This is a genomic window from Nocardia sp. 149-1B, from assembly GCF_057747975.1.
On record NZ_CM173233.1, the window covers coordinates 4,863,931 to 4,882,595 of the forward strand.

At 72.6% G+C, this 18,665-nt stretch carries 16 protein-coding genes; 4 read left to right on the top strand and 12 right to left on the bottom strand.

Annotated elements, in window-relative coordinates:
* Entirely contained in the window at positions 1-972 is a 972-nt protein-coding gene (locus tag AC3ANS_RS23345) for a D-alanine--D-alanine ligase family protein (protein ID WP_488293955.1), read from the bottom strand.
* A gap of 32 nt (positions 973-1,004) precedes the next feature.
* On the bottom strand, positions 1,005-2,324 hold the full coding sequence (locus AC3ANS_RS23350) for an aminotransferase-like domain-containing protein (protein ID WP_488293956.1): 1,320 nt from the start codon (positions 2,322-2,324) through the stop codon (positions 1,005-1,007).
* Positions 2,325-2,391: 67 nt separating this feature from the next.
* Here AC3ANS_RS23350 and AC3ANS_RS23355 point away from each other — a divergent pair, with 67 nt between their 5' ends.
* On the top strand, positions 2,392-3,033 hold the full coding sequence (locus tag AC3ANS_RS23355) for a GNAT family N-acetyltransferase (RefSeq protein WP_488293957.1): 642 nt from the start codon (positions 2,392-2,394) through the stop codon (positions 3,031-3,033).
* A 50-nt stretch (positions 3,034-3,083) separates the two neighbouring features.
* On the opposite strand, the gene trxA is transcribed toward AC3ANS_RS23355, so the two are convergent.
* The 7 genes from trxA to AC3ANS_RS23390 form a co-directional block, all read right to left on the bottom strand.
* Complete coding sequence (trxA, locus tag AC3ANS_RS23360) at positions 3,084-3,407, bottom strand: thioredoxin (protein WP_488293958.1); 324 nt, start codon at positions 3,405-3,407, stop codon at positions 3,084-3,086.
* An 84-nt stretch (positions 3,408-3,491) separates the two neighbouring features.
* Complete coding sequence (gene trxB, locus AC3ANS_RS23365) at positions 3,492-4,490, bottom strand: thioredoxin-disulfide reductase (RefSeq protein ID WP_488293959.1); 999 nt, start codon at positions 4,488-4,490, stop codon at positions 3,492-3,494.
* Positions 4,491-4,591: 101 nt separating this feature from the next.
* Complete coding sequence (locus tag AC3ANS_RS23370) at positions 4,592-5,407, bottom strand: hypothetical protein (RefSeq protein WP_488293960.1); 816 nt, start codon at positions 5,405-5,407, stop codon at positions 4,592-4,594.
* A 66-nt stretch (positions 5,408-5,473) separates the two neighbouring features.
* Positions 5,474-6,163 carry an RNA polymerase sigma factor SigM gene (gene sigM / locus AC3ANS_RS23375; RefSeq protein WP_488293961.1) on the bottom strand — a complete coding sequence of 230 codons (690 nt, stop codon included), beginning with the start codon at positions 6,161-6,163 and terminating at the stop codon, positions 5,474-5,476.
* A 7-nt stretch (positions 6,164-6,170) separates the two neighbouring features.
* Entirely contained in the window at positions 6,171-8,102 is a 1,932-nt protein-coding gene (locus tag AC3ANS_RS23380; RefSeq protein WP_488293962.1) for a hypothetical protein, read from the bottom strand.
* Between the two features lie 77 nt (positions 8,103-8,179).
* Positions 8,180-9,874 (bottom strand): murein biosynthesis integral membrane protein MurJ, encoded by a 1,695-nt coding sequence (murJ, locus tag AC3ANS_RS23385; RefSeq protein ID WP_488293963.1) that lies wholly within the window; start codon positions 9,872-9,874, stop codon positions 8,180-8,182.
* Positions 9,871-12,063 carry a DUF6049 family protein gene (locus AC3ANS_RS23390; RefSeq protein WP_488293964.1) on the bottom strand — a complete coding sequence of 731 codons (2,193 nt, stop codon included), beginning with the start codon at positions 12,061-12,063 and terminating at the stop codon, positions 9,871-9,873. Before AC3ANS_RS23390 ends, murJ begins: the two co-directional genes overlap by 4 nt.
* Positions 12,064-12,167: 104 nt before the next feature.
* On the opposite strand from AC3ANS_RS23390, the gene AC3ANS_RS23395 reads away from it, so the two are divergent.
* Positions 12,168-13,607 (top strand): CCA tRNA nucleotidyltransferase, encoded by a 1,440-nt coding sequence (locus AC3ANS_RS23395; RefSeq protein WP_488296555.1) that lies wholly within the window; start codon positions 12,168-12,170, stop codon positions 13,605-13,607.
* Between the two features lie 45 nt (positions 13,608-13,652).
* Here AC3ANS_RS23395 and AC3ANS_RS23400 read toward each other — a convergent pair whose 3' ends face one another.
* Together AC3ANS_RS23400 and AC3ANS_RS23405 are read right to left on the bottom strand one after the other, a co-directional pair.
* On the bottom strand, positions 13,653-14,378 hold the full coding sequence (locus tag AC3ANS_RS23400; RefSeq protein ID WP_488293965.1) for an ABC transporter permease subunit: 726 nt from the start codon (positions 14,376-14,378) through the stop codon (positions 13,653-13,655).
* The gene (locus AC3ANS_RS23405; RefSeq protein ID WP_488293966.1) at positions 14,375-15,097 is read right to left on the bottom strand and encodes an ABC transporter ATP-binding protein; all 723 of its coding nucleotides are present in this window, start codon (positions 15,095-15,097) and stop codon (positions 14,375-14,377) included. The genes AC3ANS_RS23400 and AC3ANS_RS23405 overlap by 4 nt, the downstream gene beginning before the upstream one ends.
* 171 nt (positions 15,098-15,268) lie before the next feature.
* Here AC3ANS_RS23405 and AC3ANS_RS23410 point away from each other — a divergent pair, with 171 nt between their 5' ends.
* On the top strand, positions 15,269-16,462 hold the full coding sequence (locus AC3ANS_RS23410; RefSeq protein ID WP_488293967.1) for a sensor histidine kinase: 1,194 nt from the start codon (positions 15,269-15,271) through the stop codon (positions 16,460-16,462).
* Complete coding sequence (locus tag AC3ANS_RS23415) at positions 16,459-17,127, top strand: response regulator (RefSeq protein WP_488293968.1); 669 nt, start codon at positions 16,459-16,461, stop codon at positions 17,125-17,127. Before AC3ANS_RS23410 ends, AC3ANS_RS23415 begins: the two co-directional genes overlap by 4 nt.
* Positions 17,128-17,520: 393 nt before the next feature.
* On the opposite strand, the gene AC3ANS_RS23420 is transcribed toward AC3ANS_RS23415, so the two are convergent.
* Entirely contained in the window at positions 17,521-18,609 is a 1,089-nt protein-coding gene (locus AC3ANS_RS23420) for an inositol-3-phosphate synthase (RefSeq protein WP_488293969.1), read from the bottom strand.
* Positions 18,610-18,665: the final 56 nt, after the last annotated feature.

Sequence of the window (18,665 nt, forward strand, 5' to 3'; positions counted from 1 at the left end):
TCAGGACCGTCCCCCGCGCGCGACGGCTGCCTGCACCATCGAGGCGCAGACCTTGCCCAGGTCGAGGCCGGCCGCCGAGATGGCCAACGGGACGGTGGAGGTCTCGGTGAAGCCGGGGGCCACGTTGACCTCCAGGAACCACACCCGGCCCTCGTCGTCGACGATCAGGTCCGAGCGGGAGACGTCGCGCAGGCCGAGCACCTCGTGGGCGAGCAGCGCAACCCGAGCCGCCTCGGCGGCGACGTCGTCGGGCAGCGGCGCCGGCGTGACGAACTCGGTCGAGCCGGCGGTGTAGCGGGCGGTGTAGTCGTAGACGCCGCCGTCGGGCTGGATGGCGACCGCCGGCAGGGCCCGTGCACCCGACCCGTCGTCGATGACCGGTACGGCGATCTCCAGGCCGGGCACGAACCGCTCGAGCAGCGCCACGTCGCCGTACGCGAACGCGTTGACCATCGCCGCCGGCAGCTGCTCCGCGGCGCGGACGACCGTGCAGCCCAGGGCCGAGCCGCTCTTGGTCGGCTTGACCATCAGCGGCAGCCCGAGCCGCTCGACCAGAGCGGCCATCACCGCCGCCGCGCCGAGCTCGCGGAACGTCTCGTGCGGGAGGCACACCGACTCAGGGGTCGACACACCTGCCCGGGCGACGACGGCCTTCGCGACCGGCTTGTCGAACGCCACGCGGCAGGCCGCCGGCGGGGCGCCCACGTAGGGGACGCCGAGCAGCTCGAGGACCTCCCGGATCGCGCCGTCCTCGCCGGTCTCACCGTGCAGCATCGGGACGACGCAGTCGGGCCGGTCCTCGCGCAGGGTCGCGAGCAGGCCCGCGTCGACATCGCGCTCGGCGACCTCCAGGCCGGTGCTGCGCAGCGCCTCGGCGACCCGTCGGCCCGAGCGCAGCGAGACGTCCCGCTCGTGCGAGAGACCACCGGCCAGGACGAGGACCTGGTGGTGGGTGCTGTCTGTGGGGGCCACTTCTACTCCACTCACGGGGCGGTCACGGGCGGTCAGGTCAGGTCCGAGCTGGGCGCGTCGTAGCCGCTGCGGATCTCTCGGGGCGGTGCGGACGCGGTAGCACCGAACGTCTGGCGCAGCTCCATCTCCGCCTCGAGGACCCCGGCCAGCCGGCGTACGCCCTCGCGGATGCGCTCGGGGGTCGGGTAGCAGAAGGAGAGCCGCATCGAGCTGGAGCCGAACCCGTCGGCGAAGAAGGCGGTGCCGGGCACGTAGGCCACCCGCGCGGTGACCGCCCGCGGCAGCATCGCCTTGGCGTCGATGCCCGGCGGGAGCGTGAGCCACACGTAGAAGCCCCCGTCGGGGACGTTCCAGCGGCAGCTGGCGGGCATCAGGTCGTCGAGCGCCTCGATCATCGCGTCGCGGCGCTCTCGGTACATCTCGCGGAACTGCTTGATCTGGCCCTGCCAGTCGTGACCGGCGAGGTAGGCCGACACCGCCATCTGCGAGAACTGCGGCGGGCAGAGCGTCGCGGACTCCTGCGCCAGCACCAGCTTCTCGCGCACGGCGTGCGGCGCGAGCGCCCAGCCCACCCGGAACCCGGGGGCGAACGTCTTGGAGAACGACCCGAGGTAGATCACGCCCTCCGCCTCGTCCGCGCGCAGGGCGCGCATCGGGTCGCGACCGAAGCCGAGCAGGCCGTAGGGGTTGTCCTCGAGGATCAAGATGTCCTCGCGCCGGCAGATCTCGAGGACCTCCTGGCGGCGCGCGGCCGAGAGCGTCACGCCCGCGGGGTTGTGGAAGTTCGGGATCGTGTACAGGAACTTGATCGTCTTGCCCGCGGCCTTGGTGGCGGTGATCGCCTGCTGCAGGGCCTCGGGCACCAGACCGTCGGCGTCCATCTCCGCATGCACCACGTCGCACTGGTAGGCCTTGAACACCCCGAGCGCACCGACGTACGACGGCGCCTCGCAGATCACCACGTCACCGGGGTCGCAGAAGATCCGGGTGACCAGGTCGACGGCCTGCTGGGAGCCGACCGTGACGACGACGTCGTCGGGGTGGGCGTCGATGCCCTCGAGCCGCATCACCTCGCAGATCTGCTCGCGCAGCTCGGGGACGCCCTGACCGGAGCCGTACTGCATGGCGACCGGTCCCTGGGAGGCGACCAGCTCGGAGATCACCCCGCCGACCACGTCGAGCGGGAGGCCGGAGATGTTCGGCATCCCGCCGGCGAGCGACACGACCTCGGGCCGGGAGGCGACCGAGAAGAGCGCTCGGATCTCCGAGGCGGTCATGCCGGCTGTGCGCGCGGCATATCGGTCGACGTAGGAGTCGAGACGGGTGGTCGCGCGGACAGGCTGGGTCTCCATGACCCGTCTAGCATGAAGGATGCCGCGTCGGCACGCAGCACCGGGACCGCGGAGTGGGAGGTGACCCGTGTCTCGCAAGATCGTCCGGCTCACGCTGGACCATCTCGACACGTTCGACACGCCCTGCCGGTCGTGCCTGTTCTGGGAGCTCGATCCCGTCCGCCGTGAACGCGCCGAGGACCCCAGTGCGGCCAAGGACGCCTGGGTCTCGGAGGTGCTCCGCGAGTGGGGTTCGTGCGGGCGGGTCGCGCTCGTCGACGACGTGCCGGTCGGCTACCTGGTGTACGCGCCCGCGGCGTTCGTGCCCGGCGCGGCCGGGTTCCCGACCGCACCGGTGTCACCGGACGCGGTGGTCCTGACGATGGCGTACGTCGTGCCCGAGCTGCGCGGCGGCGGGCTGGGCCGGATGCTCGTGCAGGGGATGGCTCGCGACCTGGTCCAGCGCGGTGGCGTGGGGGCCGTGGAGGCGTTCGGCGACACCGCCGGCCGGCCCGGTCGGTGCCTGCTGCCGGTGGACTTCCTGGGCGGCGTGGGGTTCAAGACCCACCGGGCGCACGTCACCACTCCGCGGATGCGCATGGACCTGCGGATGGCGCTGAGCTGGAAGGACGAGGTCGAGGCCGCGCTGGAGAAGCTGGTCGGCGTGATGCGACCGGCACCCAAGCCGAAGCCGATCAGCCCGGCACCGAAGGCCACGCGCGGGGCCTGAAATGACGTCGACCCGCCCGAAAGTTTCGGGCGGGTCGACGTGGAGAGTGATCAGATGAGGTCGGCCAGCTCGTTGAGGATCGCGGCCTTGGGGCGCGCGCCGACGATGCTCTTCACGACCTCGCCGCCCTGGTAGACGTTGATCGTCGGGATGCCGGTGACCCGGTAGGACGACGGGGTCACGGGGTTCTCGTCGACGTTCATCTTCAGGAACGTGATCTTGTCCCCGTGCGTCGAGGCGATCTCGTCGAGGATCGGGGCGACCTGGCGGCACGGGCCGCACCACTCGGCCCAGAAGTCCACGAGGACCGGCTTGTCGGACTTGAGCACCTGCGCCTCGAACTCGGCGTCGGTCACGGCAGAGATGTTGCCCACGGGGTTTCCCTTCTGGTTGAACACTGAGGTCTACAGGTATCGAACACCAGGCCGGGGACGGATGTTCCCCGGCGCACCGTCGGCTCAGGCGCCGGCCATCTCCGCGTCCGCGCGCAGCTGGGCGTCACGAGGGCCGGAGGCCGCGTGGTCGAGCTCGGCGAGGTAGCGCTCGGCGTCCAGCGCGGCGGCGCAGCCGGTGCCGGCGGCGGTGATCGCCTGGCGGTAGTGGTGGTCGACGAGGTCTCCGGCCGCGAACACGCCGGGCAGGTTGGTGCCGGTCGAGGGGTGGCTGGCGATGACGTAGCCGTTCTCGTCGAGGTCGACCTGCCCGGGGAGCAGCTCGGAGCGCGGGTCGTGCCCGATCGCGATGAACAGGCCGGTGGCCGGCAGGTTCCGGGTCTCGCCCGTGACCGTGTCGCGCAGCGTGACCGACTCGAGGCGGTCGGACCCGTTGATCTCCTCGACCACGGAGTTCCACTCGATCTCGAGCTTCGGGTCGGCGAACGCTCGCTCCTGCATGATCTTCGACGCACGCAGCTCGTCGCGGCGCACGATCAGCGAGACCTTCGAGCCGAAGCGGGTCAGGAACGTCGCCTCCTCGATCGCGGAGTCGCCGCCACCCACCACCGCGATGTGCTGGTCGCGGAAGAAGAAGCCGTCGCACGTCGCACACCACGACACGCCCCGACCGGAGAGCTCCTCCTCGCGGGGGAGCCCGAGCTTGCGGTAGCCGGAGCCCATCGCGAGGATCACCGCGCGCGCCTCGTAGGTGTCGGTGGCGGTCTTGACCACCTTGATGTCACCGGTCAGGTCGACCTCGACCACGTCGTCGGCGACCAGCTCGGCGCCGAAGCGCTCGGCCTGGGCGCGCATCTCGTCCATCAGCGCCGGGCCCATGATCCCGTCGCGGAAACCCGGGAAGTTCTCGACCTCGGTGGTGTTCATCAACGCACCCCCAGCGGTGACCGACCCCTCGAAGACCAGGGGCGCCAGGTTGGCCCGGGCCGTGTACAGCGCGGCGGTGTAGCCGGACGGGCCGGAGCCGATGACGATCACGTTGCGGACGGTGCGGGCGTCGGACATGGAGTACGACTCTCCTCGGAGGTGGGTTCGGCGCAGTGGACCTGCGCAGCGTAGAACCGATCGTAGGTGAGGATTCTTCCCCGCCCGGGGCCGACTCCGTCCTACCGGACGGGCAACGTGATCGAGCGGGCCGGCTCGTCGCTCCCGCACAGGAACAGGTCGACCACCTGGGTCTCGCCGCTCGCGGCACGGAAGACGAGAGCGCCGAGGTCGCCGGCATAGCGAACCGGCACCAGCAGGCCGGCTCCCCAGCCCGTGGTCGGGCAGCCCGGCTGCGGGACCCGCCCCAGCATCATCAACCCGTCGGTCGGGATCGAGGCCGAGCTCAGGTCGTTCCGGTCGTTCCCGTCGTTCAGAGCGAGGTTCTTGGCCTGTGCCCGCAGCCGGCGCACCTCGGCGCCGAAGCCGGTCGCGGTGAGGTGGACCGGCCGGCCGTCGCGTGGTGCGTACGCTCCGAAGTCGGGGGACATCGAGCCCGCCGTGGCCGACGGGGCGTCGTCCTGGGTGCTCCCGAGCGCGGCGCCGCCGCGCTCCGGGGTGGGGTCCGGTGCCGACTCGGCGGCGGAGTCGGCGGACCCGGACGAGGCGCCACCGGCGTCGTTGTCCGACACGGTCAGGTGGGCGGCGTTGAGGCCGACGCCGACCGCGACGACGGCGGCCGCGGCCACGAGCAGGTTGCGGGCGGTGCGCCGACGGCGTACGACGGCGAGCTCGGCGGCCCGGACGGCGGAGTTGTCGAGATCGTCGACCTGGCCGGCCGCGAGACGTGCGGCCGAGGGATCCTCCGAGGCCAGCCCGGCGAGCACCCCGTCGAGACGGGCCGCGACGTCCTCGGGCATCGGCTCGGTGTGACGGGCGTCGGCGAGCAGGCGGCGCACCTGCTCCTCGGTGGGGGTCAGGTCGGGGTCGTGCGGCACGGGGGGTTCACCTCCTCGAGGGGCTCGGTGGCGTGGGGGATGGGGTGGTGGGGCCCGAGGGCCGGGTCAGGTGTCGACCGGTGGCCCCCGAGGTGCGTCAGTGGATTCGACGGCTCGCAGCCGCGGGGGGTTCCGTGGAGCGGGGTGGTCCGGGTCACCCGCCGCGTCGGTGAGCAGGGGCGCGAGGACCTCCGCCAGGCGCGCCCGGCCGCGAGAGCAGCGGGACTTCACGGTGCCGACGGGGCAGTCGAGCATGCGGGCGGCCTCGGCGACCGGGTAGCCCTCCATGTCGACGAGCACCAGCGCCACCCGCTGCTCGGGGGGGAGGCCGGCCAGTGCGTCGAGGACCAGTCGGTGGTGCTCGCTGCGGACCGCCAGGTCGGCGGGGTCCTCGGTCGCGGGGGCCGCGGAGGCGGCCGACCCGCGATCGCGGTACTCGTCGAGGTCGTCCGGGAGCGCCTCTGTCCTGCGGACCTTGGCGGCCCGGATCCGGTCCAGGCAGGCGTTGACGACCACCCGGTGCAGCCAGGTGGTCACGGCGGCATCGCCGCGGAACGTCCCCGCCCGGCGGTACGCCGCGACCAGCCCGTCCTGCAGTCCGTCGGCGGCGTCCTCGCGGTTGCCCATCGTGCGGACCGCCACCGCCCAGAGCCGGTCTCGGTGGCGCGCGAACAGCGCACCGAAGGCGTCCGGATGGCCCTCGACGTGGGCCGCCAGCAGCTCACGGTCACTGGCGCCGTCGAGGTCGCGGATCATCGATACCTCATCCGCGGACCGAGACCTCGGCGATCGCGCCGCGGTAGCCGTCGGAGATCGTGGGGAGCGAGGTGAGCCAGACCGTGAGGTAACGCCCGGACGGCGACCCGTCGAGGGTCACCCGGCTGTGGGCCTCCGCAGCCTTGCCGGTCGCCACCGGGTTCAGGCCGGTGACCGCGTCCGGTGCCTGGTCGGTGAGGTAGAGCGAGTAGCCCGTCGGGGCGCCCACGAACGTCAGGTCCACCGACTCGACGCTGTGCTCCGCGCCCAGGTCGAGGACCAGGCCCGCTCCGGTCTTCAGTCCTCCCGGCCCGAAGTTCTGGAGGTAGGTCATCGTGCGCCACGACGTGCTCGGGTCGCCGTCGACGGCCAGCCCCGTGAGCTCGGGGTTCTCCTCGGGCGGGTTTCCCTGCGGATCGAGGTCGGTCGCCGTGATGCCGGTCAGCAGGGTGGCCGCGGCGCTGGTCGACGGGCTGGTCGGGGTGGAGCTCTCGCCGTCGTCCGGTACGGCGCCGAGGGGGGTGCGTCCGCGGCCGAGATTGAAGGCCACGACGATCGCGACGAGGAGCAGGAGGCCGGCCGCGATCACCGCGGCGAGCCGCAGCCAGCTGCGCCCGGGCACCTCCTGGTCGGGTTCGTCCGGCAGACCGACCAGAGGACCGGTGCCGGTGCCGGTCGAGGGGCCGTCGTCCCAGGGCCAGAACGAGGCGCGACCTCCGGTGCCGGTCTGGGTGAGGGAGTCGTGGCCCGGGTGCCGGCCGGGGTGCCGCGGGCGCCGCGCCGGGCCGTCGGCGGGCTCCGGGGCGAACAGCGGCCGCGCGGGCGGCTCCTCGAACGGCGGGGGCGGCGGCGCCGGGTCGGCCCGGGCGGCGATCCACGACACGTCGTCGTTGTCGTCGTCGAAGATCGGCAGTCCGGCCTGGGTGGGCAGCTCGGTCGAGCGGGGTGGCTCGGACGGGGGGTCGGGCTCGGACGGGGGGTCGGGCTCGGGGAGGGGATCGGGCTCGGGGAGGGGCTCCGGTTCGGGTTCGGGCTCCGGGTCCGGCTGGGGCTCGGGTGAGGGGCGGTGGGTCCGGACCGGCGGGTCGGCGAGGGAGGGCAGCGAGATCGTCTCGGTGTCGCGGTGTCCCGCCGCGGCCTCCGCCTCGGCGAGCCCGGTCGGGTCACCGACGAACTCGGCGAGGAACTCCCCGATCCCCCGGGCGGTCGCCAGGTCGTGGGTCTCGCGCAGGCGGGCGCCCCACGTGCCGGCGTACGGGTTGACGACCTCGTCGCACAACACGTCGAGCGGGCGCGGGATGCCGGCGCGCAGCTGCCGGGGCCGCAGCACCCGGCCCGCCTCGACCGGGGCGCGAGGCACGTCGGAGGGCGACGTCCCGGCCCACTTGCCGGTCAGTGCGCTGTAGAGCAGACCGCCGAGGTCGGCGACGTCGGTGGAGACGCGACCCGGTGGGAGGCCGTGCATCGCCGCGTCGACGGCGAAGCCGATCAGGCGGACCGCGCCGCCGTGGTCGACCAGCACGTTCTCGGGGACGAGCCGTCCGTGCGCGACCCCGGCTGCGTGACCCTCGGCGATCGAGGCGGCGACCTCGGAGACCAGCCACGCGGCCCGACGGGGGCCCAGCGGACCCTCGTTCGCCAGCATGATGTCGAGGGAGTCGCCCGAGCCCCACTCGTTGACGACGTAGCAGAGCCCGGCGACCCGGTCGGCGTCCAGCACCCGCAGCAGCCGGCGGTCGTGCACCATCGCGGAGCGGCGTGCGGCGTCGAGCAGCGCGGCCGCGCGCTCGTCGTCCTCGGCGATCACGTGCAGCGCGACGTGACGCTCCAGGACCCGGTCATGAGCACGCCAGAACCGGCCGCCCCCACTCTCGGCGAGCAGGTCGACCAGTCGGTAGCGGTCGGCGAGAACGTCGCCGGGCCGGATCGAGCTCGGCACTGCGCTCCCCTCGTCTGCCACGGTCAGGACTCGGTCTGTACTCGGTCTGGGCCCCCTCGGGCCATCGTAGGGCGAGGTCAGGGCCGGCGGGGCATGGGCAGCCGGCGGGTGATCGTGTCGACGACGGCCGTGACCTCCCGCAGGTGCAGCGCCCGCGCGACGAGGACGAAGACCACCAGGTCCACGGCCCCGATCAGGACGAGCGAGGCCGCGGCGAGAGCTCGCCCGGGCTCGTCACTGAGCTGGTGGAGCCCGAGCGTGAGGACACCGGCCACGCCGGTGGCCAGACCCGCCGCGATCAGCAACCGCACGAGGAACCGCACCAGGGTCGGGGTCCGCAGGCCGCCGAGCAGTCGGCGGAGCACGGCGTACGACGCGACCGCGCCCACGGCGTACGACGCCGTGTAGGCGAGCACCAGCGCCGGTGACGTGTGCTCGGCGTCCGTCGCGCGCACGAGCACGACCGCGACGACGACGTTGGTCGCGGCCACCACGCACTGGATCCAGAACACGGTGCGGTTGCGCTCGAGGGCGTAGAAGCCGCGCAACATCAGGTAGTGGACGGTGAAGAACACCAGCCCGGTGCCGAACAGCGACAGCGAGGGCGCGTAGGCCTCGAAGGCGTCGGCGGCAGCGCCGTACCCCCAGATGACGTGCGCGACGTCGACCGAGACCAGTGGCACCAGCAGCGCGAACGGGACCACGACCGAGAGAGCGCTGCGCAGGGTCTCCGCCAGCGACCGCGACAGCCCGCCGAGGTCCTCGGCGGCCGCCCGCGCCGCGAGCCGCGGGAGGATCGCCGTGGCCAACGAGACGGTCACGACCGAGTGCGGCACCATCATGATCAGGAAGGTCTGGGAGTAGACGGTGTAGCCGGTGCCGTCACTGCTGCCACCCGAGCAGGTGGCCGTCCCGCTCGAGGCCAGCCGCACGACGACGGTGTAGGCGACCTGGTTGACGATCACGAACAGCACGGTCCACAGGCCCAGCCGCAGCGTGTGGCTCAGGCCGGTGCCGCGGAAGTCGGTGCGGGGGCGGAAGCGGAAGCCTGCCGAGCGCAGGTAGGGCACCAAGATCAGGAACTGCGCGGCGATCCCGATGGTCGAACCGAGGCCGAGCAGCAGCTCCTGACCCGAGGTGAACGGCCCCATGATCTCGGCTCCGCGGGCGGGGCCGAACACCAGCAGGTAGACGACCAGTACCAGGACCGAGATCACGTTGTTGGCGATCGGGGCCCACATCATCGGGCCGAACCGGCCGCGGGCGTTGAGGATCTGCCCGACCAGCACGAACATGCCGTAGAAGAAGACCTGCGGGAGGCAGTAGCGGGCGAAGGCCACCACGGACTCCCGCTGGGCGGCGAGGCCGGCGCCATCCCAGCACGAGGAGAGGAAGACGGACATCACCCAGGGGGCGGCCACGACGAGCAGGACGGTGACGCCGCCCAGGAACAGCCCGGCCAGCGTGATGATCCGGTTGGTGTAGGCCTCGCCCCCGTCGGGGTCGTGGCGCATCGCGCGCACCAGCTGCGGGACGAGCACGGCGTTGACGATCCCGCCCGCCAGCAGGATGTAGAGCATGTTCGGGATCGTGTTGGCGATGTTGAACGAGTCGGCATGCAGCGACGCGCCGAGCGTTGCCGCCAGCAGCGCGGACCGCACGAACCCGCTGAGCCGGGACACGACCGTGCCGGCCGCCATCACCGCGCTGTTGGCGAGCACGCGCTCCTGCTCCGACGCCCGCTCGGTGGCGCCATCAGGGGTGTCGGTCATGGGCGGGCCGCCGTGCGCACTCGGCGTACGAGCCGGACCAGGATCGCCCCGAACAGCAGTGCGACGCCGGTGCCCATGATCAGCCAGATCACGTTGCTGACCTGGTTGGACCGGATCGGCAGGTCGTCGTACGAGCCGAGGGGTACGTCGTCGACGTCGGTCAGCAGCAGCGTGACGTTGCGGATGCCGACCCCCGAGGACGCGGCGTCAAGCAGCACGGTCGTCCGTTGACCGGCGGGGATCTCGATCGCGCCGGAGGGGACCGTGACCTTGAGCGGGGAGTCCGAGTCGGCGCGGACCTTGACGCTGACGGCTTGGTCGAGGGAGTTGGTGACGGTGGCGGAGAAGCGCCCGCTGCCGCTGGAGAGGATCACGGCCTTGGGGGCGTCGATGTGCACGCCCTGCAGCCGGGTCTCGATCCAGGCCCGGGAGGCGTTGGCGGACGCCTGGGAGATCGCGGGCCGGCGCCGGCTGGAGTAGGAGGTGTCCGTGAACGCCTCGTCGCGCACGGTCGTGGCGATCTGGTCGTTGCGGGTCAGCAGGTTCTGCAACGTCTCGCCGGCCTGGACGAGATCACCCGCGGCCGCGAAGGCGTTGGCGTCCAGCTCGAGCCGGCTCTGGGTGTCGGGGTAGTGGAGCCGGTCGATCGGGAGCGTCCCGCCCGCACGCTGCTGGATGTCGGAGAGACTGGTGAGGTCGAGCCAGTCGACGTCCAGGCCCTCGAAGAACCCGTCGACGGAGCCGGGTGCCCACGTGGCGGGGAGGGTCACGACCAGCGGCTTGCGGCCCGGTGCCAGCAGCCGCACCGCCGCCTCGCTGAGGATGCGCTGGCGCAGCGCCAGCGGCGCCATCCGCTGGTTGGGGCCGGGCCCGCCCGAGGCCGCTCCGGACGAGGAGACCACCAGCGTGCGACCCGCCGTGTGGACGACCGCCGGCGCGCGGGGTCCGAGCAGCTGGTCGGTGACGAGCACGGTGGCGCTCGGCTCGGCGAGCCGGATGCCCGCCGCGTCGAGGTAGCCGCTCGGGGAGGAGACCGCCGGCGTGGTCGGCAGGCCCCAGGGCTGGAGATCGCTGCCGGCGCGCTTGCGCGCGGCGCGATAGGTCGCGGGGTCGTACTTCGCGGCCGCTGCCACGTCGACGTCGCCGTACGGCAGCGCCAGGATCTCCTTGCCGTCCAGGCCGTGGTGCAGCGACTCGAGCCAGGTCGAGCCCCGGGCCGCGGCCTCCTTCAGCTCGGGGCCGAGGTCGGCCGACGTACCGTCGCCCTGATCCGACCCCTCGCTCGGTGTGGCGCTGGGATCGGCGGACTCCGACCCGCCGTCACCGGATCCGTCGCCGCTGTCGCCCGCGTTGTCGTCGGAGCCGTCGACGGTGGCGCCCAGGGAGCGCGGCGGGTTGCCGGCGACGAGTTGTCGCACCGCGTCGGGTACGGCGGGGTCCACCAGCCAGGTGATCGGCCGGGAGCCCGCGGCGACCCCGAGGTCGACCAGCGAGCGCAGCGCACCGCCCGGGCTCAAGGAGTCGACCCACGACGCCACGTCGCCGATCGAGCCGTCGGAGTCGTGGACGATCTGGCGGCGGACCGGCACGACCAGCGCCGCCTGCACGGTCCGGGCGACGGCCTGGTGGCGCGGCTCGGCGATGTAGGGCAAGAACGTCCGGGCTCGGCCGTCGGCGCCGTCGATGCGTCCGTCGGGACCCTGTCCCAACGCGTGCACGCCGAACCAGTAGACGCCCTGCTCGGTGACGTCGATGTCGGAGTGCGGGACCGTGATCGAGAACCGCGCCGTCTCGCCCGGCGCGAGCACGTCGATGGTGTCGGCGGTCCGCGGGTCGGCCGGGTCGATGATGCGCGTGCCGACCTCGACGTCGGCGGGGGCGGTCACCGCCTCCGCGAGCTCCGTCTGAGTGGTGATCGGGGCGGCCGACATGAACGCGTAGATCTTGACCGTGGTCCACTCGCTGGTGTCGCGGTTGGTCACCGTGCCACTCACCCGGATGGGGCCGTGCTCCGGGACGGTCGAGGACGACAGACCGTCGATCGTGAGCGTGAGCGGGGCCTTCACGTACGCCCGCGTCGCCGCGGGTGTGGCCGCCGCAGCCGCAGGAACGGCCGACGGGGCCAGCTGCCAGGTCAGCGCCGACGCCACCACCGCAAGGGCAGGAAGCAGCGACACCGGGCGAAGCACGCAGCGACTCTAGCCCTCCCACCTGTGCCTTCCCGGGTGGCCGGGCCCGGGCCCGCGGGCTCGGACCCTGGGGGCCACTAGACTCGTCCCTCGTGCCCGAAGCCCTGCCTCCGTCCCTCTCCATGGTCGACGCCCAGCGCGCGGTCACGGCGGAGCTGGACCGGATCGCTCCGGTCATCGACGCGCTCGGCGAGCGGTTCGCGGCCGCCGGGCACGAGCTGGCGCTGGTGGGCGGACCGGTGCGCGACGCGATGCTCGGGAGGCAGCACAACGACCTCGACTTCGCGACCTCGGCCCGCCCCGAGCAGACCGAGGCGGTGCTCAAGGGGTGGGCGGACGCGATCTGGGACATGGGCCGCGCCTTCGGCACGATCGGCTGCCGCAAGGGCGACTGGCAGGTCGAGATCACGACCTACCGCTCCGAGGCCTACGACCCGAGCTCGCGCAAGCCGACCGTCGACTTCGGCGACACGCTGGCCGGCGACCTGGGTCGCCGCGACTTCACCGTCAACGCGATGGCCGTCCTGGTCCCGGGACGGGTCGTCGAGGATCCGTACGGCGGGGTCGTCGATCTCGCTCACCGGGTGCTGCGCACCCCCGGGCGACCCGAGGACTCCTTCTCCGACGACCCGCTGCGGATGATGCGCGCCGCCCGGTTCGCCGCGCAGCTGGGGTTCACCGTCGACCCGGCCGTGGTCGAGGCGATGACCGCGATGGCCGGCCGGATCGAGATCATCTCCGCCGAGCGGGTCCGAGACGAGCTGGTCAAGCTCGTGTGCGCGCCGTACCCCCGCCTGGGACTGCGGCTGCTCGTCGACACCGGACTGGCCGAGCTCGTGCTGCCGGAGCTGCCCGCGCTCGCGCTCGAGCGCGACGAGCACCACCGGCACAAGGACGTCTACGAGCACACGCTGACCGTGCTCGAGCAGGCCATCGACCTCGAGCCGCGGCTCCCGGGCGGCGGCCCCGACTTCGTGGCGCGCTTCGCCGCGCTCATGCACGACGTCGGCAAGCCGCGCACCCGCCGCTTCGTGGAGGACGGGACCGTCACGTTCCACCACCACGACGTCGTCGGCGCCAAGATGACCCGCAAGCGGATGAAGGCGCTGCGCTTCTCCAACGACGAGATCGACGCGGTCACCAAGCTCGTCGAGCTGCACCTGCGGTTCCACGGCTACGGCACCGGTGAGTGGACCGACTCCGCCGTACGCCGCTACGTCCGCGACGCCGGCGACCAGCTCGAGCGACTCCACGTGGTGACCCGCGCCGACTGCACGACCCGCAACCAGCGCAAGGCCGACCGCCTGCGCCGCACCTACGACGACCTCGAGGCCCGGATCGCCCGGCTGTCGGAGGAGGAGGAGCTCGACGCCCTGCGCCCCGACCTGGACGGCAACCAGATCATGGAGATCCTCGGGGTCGGACCCGGCCGCCAGGTCGGTGCGGCGTACAAGTACCTGCTCGAGCTCCGCATCAATAACGGTCCGATGAGCGAGGACGACGCCCGAGCGGCACTGCTGGCCTGGGCCGCCGAGCAGGAGTAGCCCCCGCACGCTGCCAGGGCGGGCACGCCGGGCCCGTCTCCCGTCTCAGGTGACGTCGCTGCGCTGCACGACCCAGGCGCCCGCGACCGCGAACGCCACGGCGTAACCGGCGAGGACCGCTCCGGCGGCGCCCGGCGTGAGCCCGTCACTGCCCGGGAGTCGCCCCAACGCGCTTCCGGCGGCGAACGGCAGCCAGCGGCCCAGCCCGTCCGCGAGCTGGGCGACCAGTCCCTCGACCAGGGCCAGCCAGGCCAGCGCCGCTCCCACCGCCGTGGACGGGTTGCGGACCAGGGCGCCGATGCCGACCCCGATCGCGGCGAAGGCGACGTTCCACGCGACCCCGCCGGCCAGGGTCCACCAGACGTCGGAGTCGGACATCGGCATCGACACCCCGTCCGCGGCGAGCGCAGCCGCGGTGGCTGCGAACGCGATCACGGCGGCGACCAGCCCGCACGCCAGGCCCAGAGCGGAGTAGACGACCAGCTTGGCCGCCACGACCGGACCACGTCGTGGGGTCGCGAGGAAGGCGACCGTGATCGTCCGGTGCCGGTACTCCCCGGCCACCGCGGTGATGCCGAGCACCAGCGAGAACAGCGAGATCAGCCCGACGTGGGCGACCGCCTTGGCGGGCAGGCCGGGATCCGAGGTGTCGGTGTTCAGCACGAGGCCGGCCACCCCGACCACGAGGGCCAGCTGCGCCGCGAGCAGGACGAGCCACGGCGTCCGGATCGATCGCAGGCCGAGCACCTCGGCGCGCACCAGGGCCTTCATGCGACCGCACCTTCCGCAGGAGCGGCCGTCAGCCGCAGGAACGCGGACTCGAGGGTCTCGCCGTACGCCGTGAGGTCGGTGGCCGTCCCGTCGAACCGCAGCCGGCCCTCGCCGAGGATCACCAGACGGTCCACGGTCTGGGCGACCTCCGCCAGGATGTGGCTCGAGACGACCACCGTGCGCCCCTCGTCGGCCAACCCGCGGAGCAGTCCCCGAAGCCACGCCATCCCGGCCGGGTCCAGCCCGTTCGCCGGCTCGTCGAGCACCAGGACTTCCGGGTCTCCGAGCAGCGCCGTCGCGAGGCTCAGCCGCTGGCGCATGCCGAGCGAGTAGCCACCCACCCGGCGCTCCGCGGCGGCCGTCAGGTCGACCGCGTCGAGCACCTCGTCGACCCGCGACGGCGTCAGGTCGGCGAGACGGGCCACCACCCGGAGGTGGTTGCGGCCGCTGCGGCCGGGGTGGAAGGCACCGGACTCCAGGACCGCCCCGACGGTGCGCAGCGGGTCGCGCAGGTCGCCGTACGGATGCCCGCCGATCAGCGCGGTGCCGCTGGTGGGCCGGATGAGCCCCAGCGCCATCCGCAGTGTCGTGGACTTGCCGGCTCCGTTCGGGCCGAGGAACCCGGTCACTGCCCCAGCCGCGAACTGCGTCGTCAGCCCGTCCACGGCCACCGTGTCCTTGAATCGTTTGCTCAGCGCGTGCAGCGCGACCTCTGCCATCGTCCACTCCTCTGTTCGACGCGCCGCTCCGGCGCGATCTCGAGCCTGTCGCGGCTCGGCGCCCGGCGCGTCCGTCGCTGATGGCAGCCAGGAACTGCCACGACCGTGGTAGTTCGCGGCTGATCCCCACGGTTGACGTACGTCGGCGCGCGGAGCCCTACCGTGGGGGTCATGCCCCGTGTCGTGCGCGCCGCCTGGCTGCACACGCTGCGTCACAGCCACCGGCACACCGATCCCGCCGTGGCGTTACTCCTGCTCGCGGTCGTGCTGGTCACGACCGCCACCGACGTCACTCCCTCGGGGCCGGGCCTCGGCGCGGCGGAGGTGGTGGCCGCCGCCGTCGCCTGCGGAGCGCTCCTGCTCCGTCGTCGCCGCGCCGTCTCGGCGTTGGTGGTCTCGACGGTCGCGGCCGAGGTCTACCTCGCCCTGCTCCAGGGTGAGAGCGGCGACCTGATCCTGGCCGCGCCCCTCATCGCGCTCTACACGCTCGTCGAACGCAGCGGCCGCCGCCCCACCCTCGTGGTCAGTGGCGTCGTGGTGTTCGTCCTCGGGGCGGTCCACGTGCTGATCAAGCCGAACTCGTGGATCGGCCCGGAGAACCTGGCGCTGACCGCGCTCGGCGCCCTGGCGGTGGCACTGGGCGAGGCGTCCCGTACTCGGCGTGCCTACCTGGCCGAGGTCGAGGACCGAGCGCAGCGAGCCGAGCGGGACCGGGAGGCCGAGGCGCGGGCCCGCGTCACCGAGGAGCGGTTGCGCCTGGCGCGAGAGCTGCACGACGTGGTCGGTCACCAGCTCGCCCTGGTCGCCGTGCAGGCGGGTGTCGCGGACCACGTGCTGGAGAGCAGCCCCACGGCCGCGCGCGAGGCGCTCGGACACGTGCGGGTGGCCGCGCGGGAGGCGCTCGCCGAGCTGCATGCGACGGTCGGCCTGTTGCGCGGCGACGAGCCGGCCTCCTCACTCGCCCCGACGGTGGGGCTCGCGGGCCTGCCCGCGCTCATCGCCGGCTTCGCGCGGTCCGGGCTCGAGATCGACGAGCACCACGACGGCGACGTCCGACCGCTGCCGCCGGCCGTCGACCTCACGGCGTACCGCGTCGTGCAGGAGGCGCTGACGAACGCCCGCCGCCACGGGTCGGGCTCACGGGTGCTGCTGCACCTGGGCTACCTGCCCGGGTCCGTCGTGATCCGGGTCGAGAACCCGCTGCGGTCCGGTGCCGCGGCCCGGAGCACCGACGGGCACGGGATCACCGGGATGCGAGAGCGCGTCACGGCCCTTGGTGGCACGCTGGAGGCCGGACCGGACCGGACCGGATCGTTCCGGCTGGCCGCCGTCATCCCACTGACGAACCGGGGAGTCGCCGCATGATCCGGATCCTGCTGGCCGACGACCAGCCCCTGATCCGCAGCGGGCTCCGCGTGGTGATCGACGCCGAGCCCGATCTCGAGGTGGTCGGTGAGGCCGGCGACGGGCTCGCTGCCGTCGAGCTGGCGAGCGCCACCCGCCCGGACGTGGTCTTGATGGACATCCGGATGCCGGGGATCGACGGCCTCGAGGCCACTCGCCGGATCGTCACCGATCCGGGGCTCGCCCACACTCGGGTGCTGGTGCTCACCACGTTCGAGATCGAGGAGCACGTCTTCGAGGCCCTGCGGAGCGGGGCGAGCGGGTTCCTCGGCAAGACGGTGGAGCCCGGCGAGCTCCTGGCTGGCATCCGGGTGGTCCACCGGGGGGAGGCGCTCCTCTCGCCGGTCGCGACGACGAGTGTCGTCGCGCGGTTCCTCGCCCATCCCGATCCGGGACCCGTCCGCAGCCCCGCGCTCCTCGCCCCGCTGACGCACCGCGAGCGCGAGATCGTCCGCGACGTCGCCGACGGGCTCACCAACGACGAGATCGCCCGCCGTCTGGTGCTCAGCCCGGCCACCGTGAAGACGCACGTGAACCGGGCGATGACCAAGCTCGGCGTGCGCGACCGCGCCCAGCTGGTCGTGCTCGCCTACCAGTGCGGGCTCGTCGGCGAAGGCCCGGTCTAGAGCCGGAGCCGGCGTACGCGCCGCCCTCGCGCAACGTTCGGCAGGCGAGGTCCGGCAGTCGGTCCGTGCCCACGGGGTGGTTGTGTACCGGGCGACCGCCTGGACCTGGCCGGCAACAAGACCGTGGTCCGCGGGCGCGGCCACCTGCGCTGAGCGCGGGGAGCGACCCCGCCACAATGACACCGACCCGCCAGGACTGGTCCTGGCGGGTCGGTGTGGTGCTGCTTCGTTCCTCAGCCGCGGGTCTTGCTCAACCTGCGGGCGAGACGAGTCAGCGTTGGTTCCTCACGCTCACTCTTCGCCTGGTTTCGACGCGCCCGTCGCGGCTTCGTTCCTCAGCCGCGGGGCTTGCTCAACCTGCGGGCGAGACGAGTGCGCGTTCGTTCCTCACGCTCACTCTTCGCCCTTGATGAACGCCTCGACGCGGGCGCGGCCCTCGTCGTCGGGGAGCTGCACCGGCGGGGACTTCATCAGGTACGACGACGCGGAGATGATCGGGCCGCCGAGACCGCGGTCCTTGGCGATCTTCGCCGCGCGGATGGCGTCGATGATGATGCCGGCCGAGTTGGGGGAGTCCCAGACCTCGAGCTTGTACTCCATGTTCAGCGGGGCGTCGCCGAACGCGCGACCCTCGAGGCGGACGTAGGCCCACTTGCGGTCGTCGAGCCACTGGACGTAGTCCGAGGGGCCGATGTGCACGTTGCGGTCGTGCGCGCCGGCGCTCGCCAGCTCGCCCTTGAGGTTGGAGGTCACGGACTGGGTCTTGGAGACCTTCTTGGACTCCAGGCGCTCGCGCTCGAGCATGTTCTTGAAGTCCATGTTGCCGCCGACGTTGAGCTGGTAGGTGCGGTCCAGCGCCACGCCGCGGTCTTCGAAGAGCTTCGCGATCACGCGGTGGGTGATGGTCGCGCCGACCTGCGACTTGATGTCGTCGCCGATGATCGGGACGCCGGCGTCCTCGAACTTCTTGGCCCAGACCGGGTCGGAGGCGATGAAGACGGGCAGCGCGTTGACGAACGCCACGCCGGCGTCGATGCAGCACTGGGCGTAGAACTTGTCGGCCTCCTCGGAGCCCACCGGGAGGTAGGACACGAGCACGTCGGCCTGGGTGTCCTTGAGGACCTGGACGACGTCGACCGGCTCGGCCGCCGACTCCTCGATGGTCTCGCGGTAGTACTTGCCGAGGCCGTCGAGGGTGTGACCGCGCTGGACGTCGATCCCGAGCGTGGGGACCTCGGCGATCTTGATGGTGTTGTTCTCGGAGGCGTTGATCGCCTCGGAGAGGTCCTTGCCGACCTTCTTGTCGTCGACGTCGAACGCCGCGACGAACTCCACGTCGGAGACGTGGTAGTCACCGAAGGCGACGTGCATCAGTCCGGGCACCGTTCCCGTCGGGTCGGCGTCCCGGTAGTAGTGCACACCCTGGACCAGGGAGGAGGCGCAGTTGCCCACTCCCACGATTGCTACACGAACCGAACCCATCGGGTTGTTCCTTTCCGTTGTCCGCCACAGTGGGTCGGACTGCTCGTCTGAGGCGA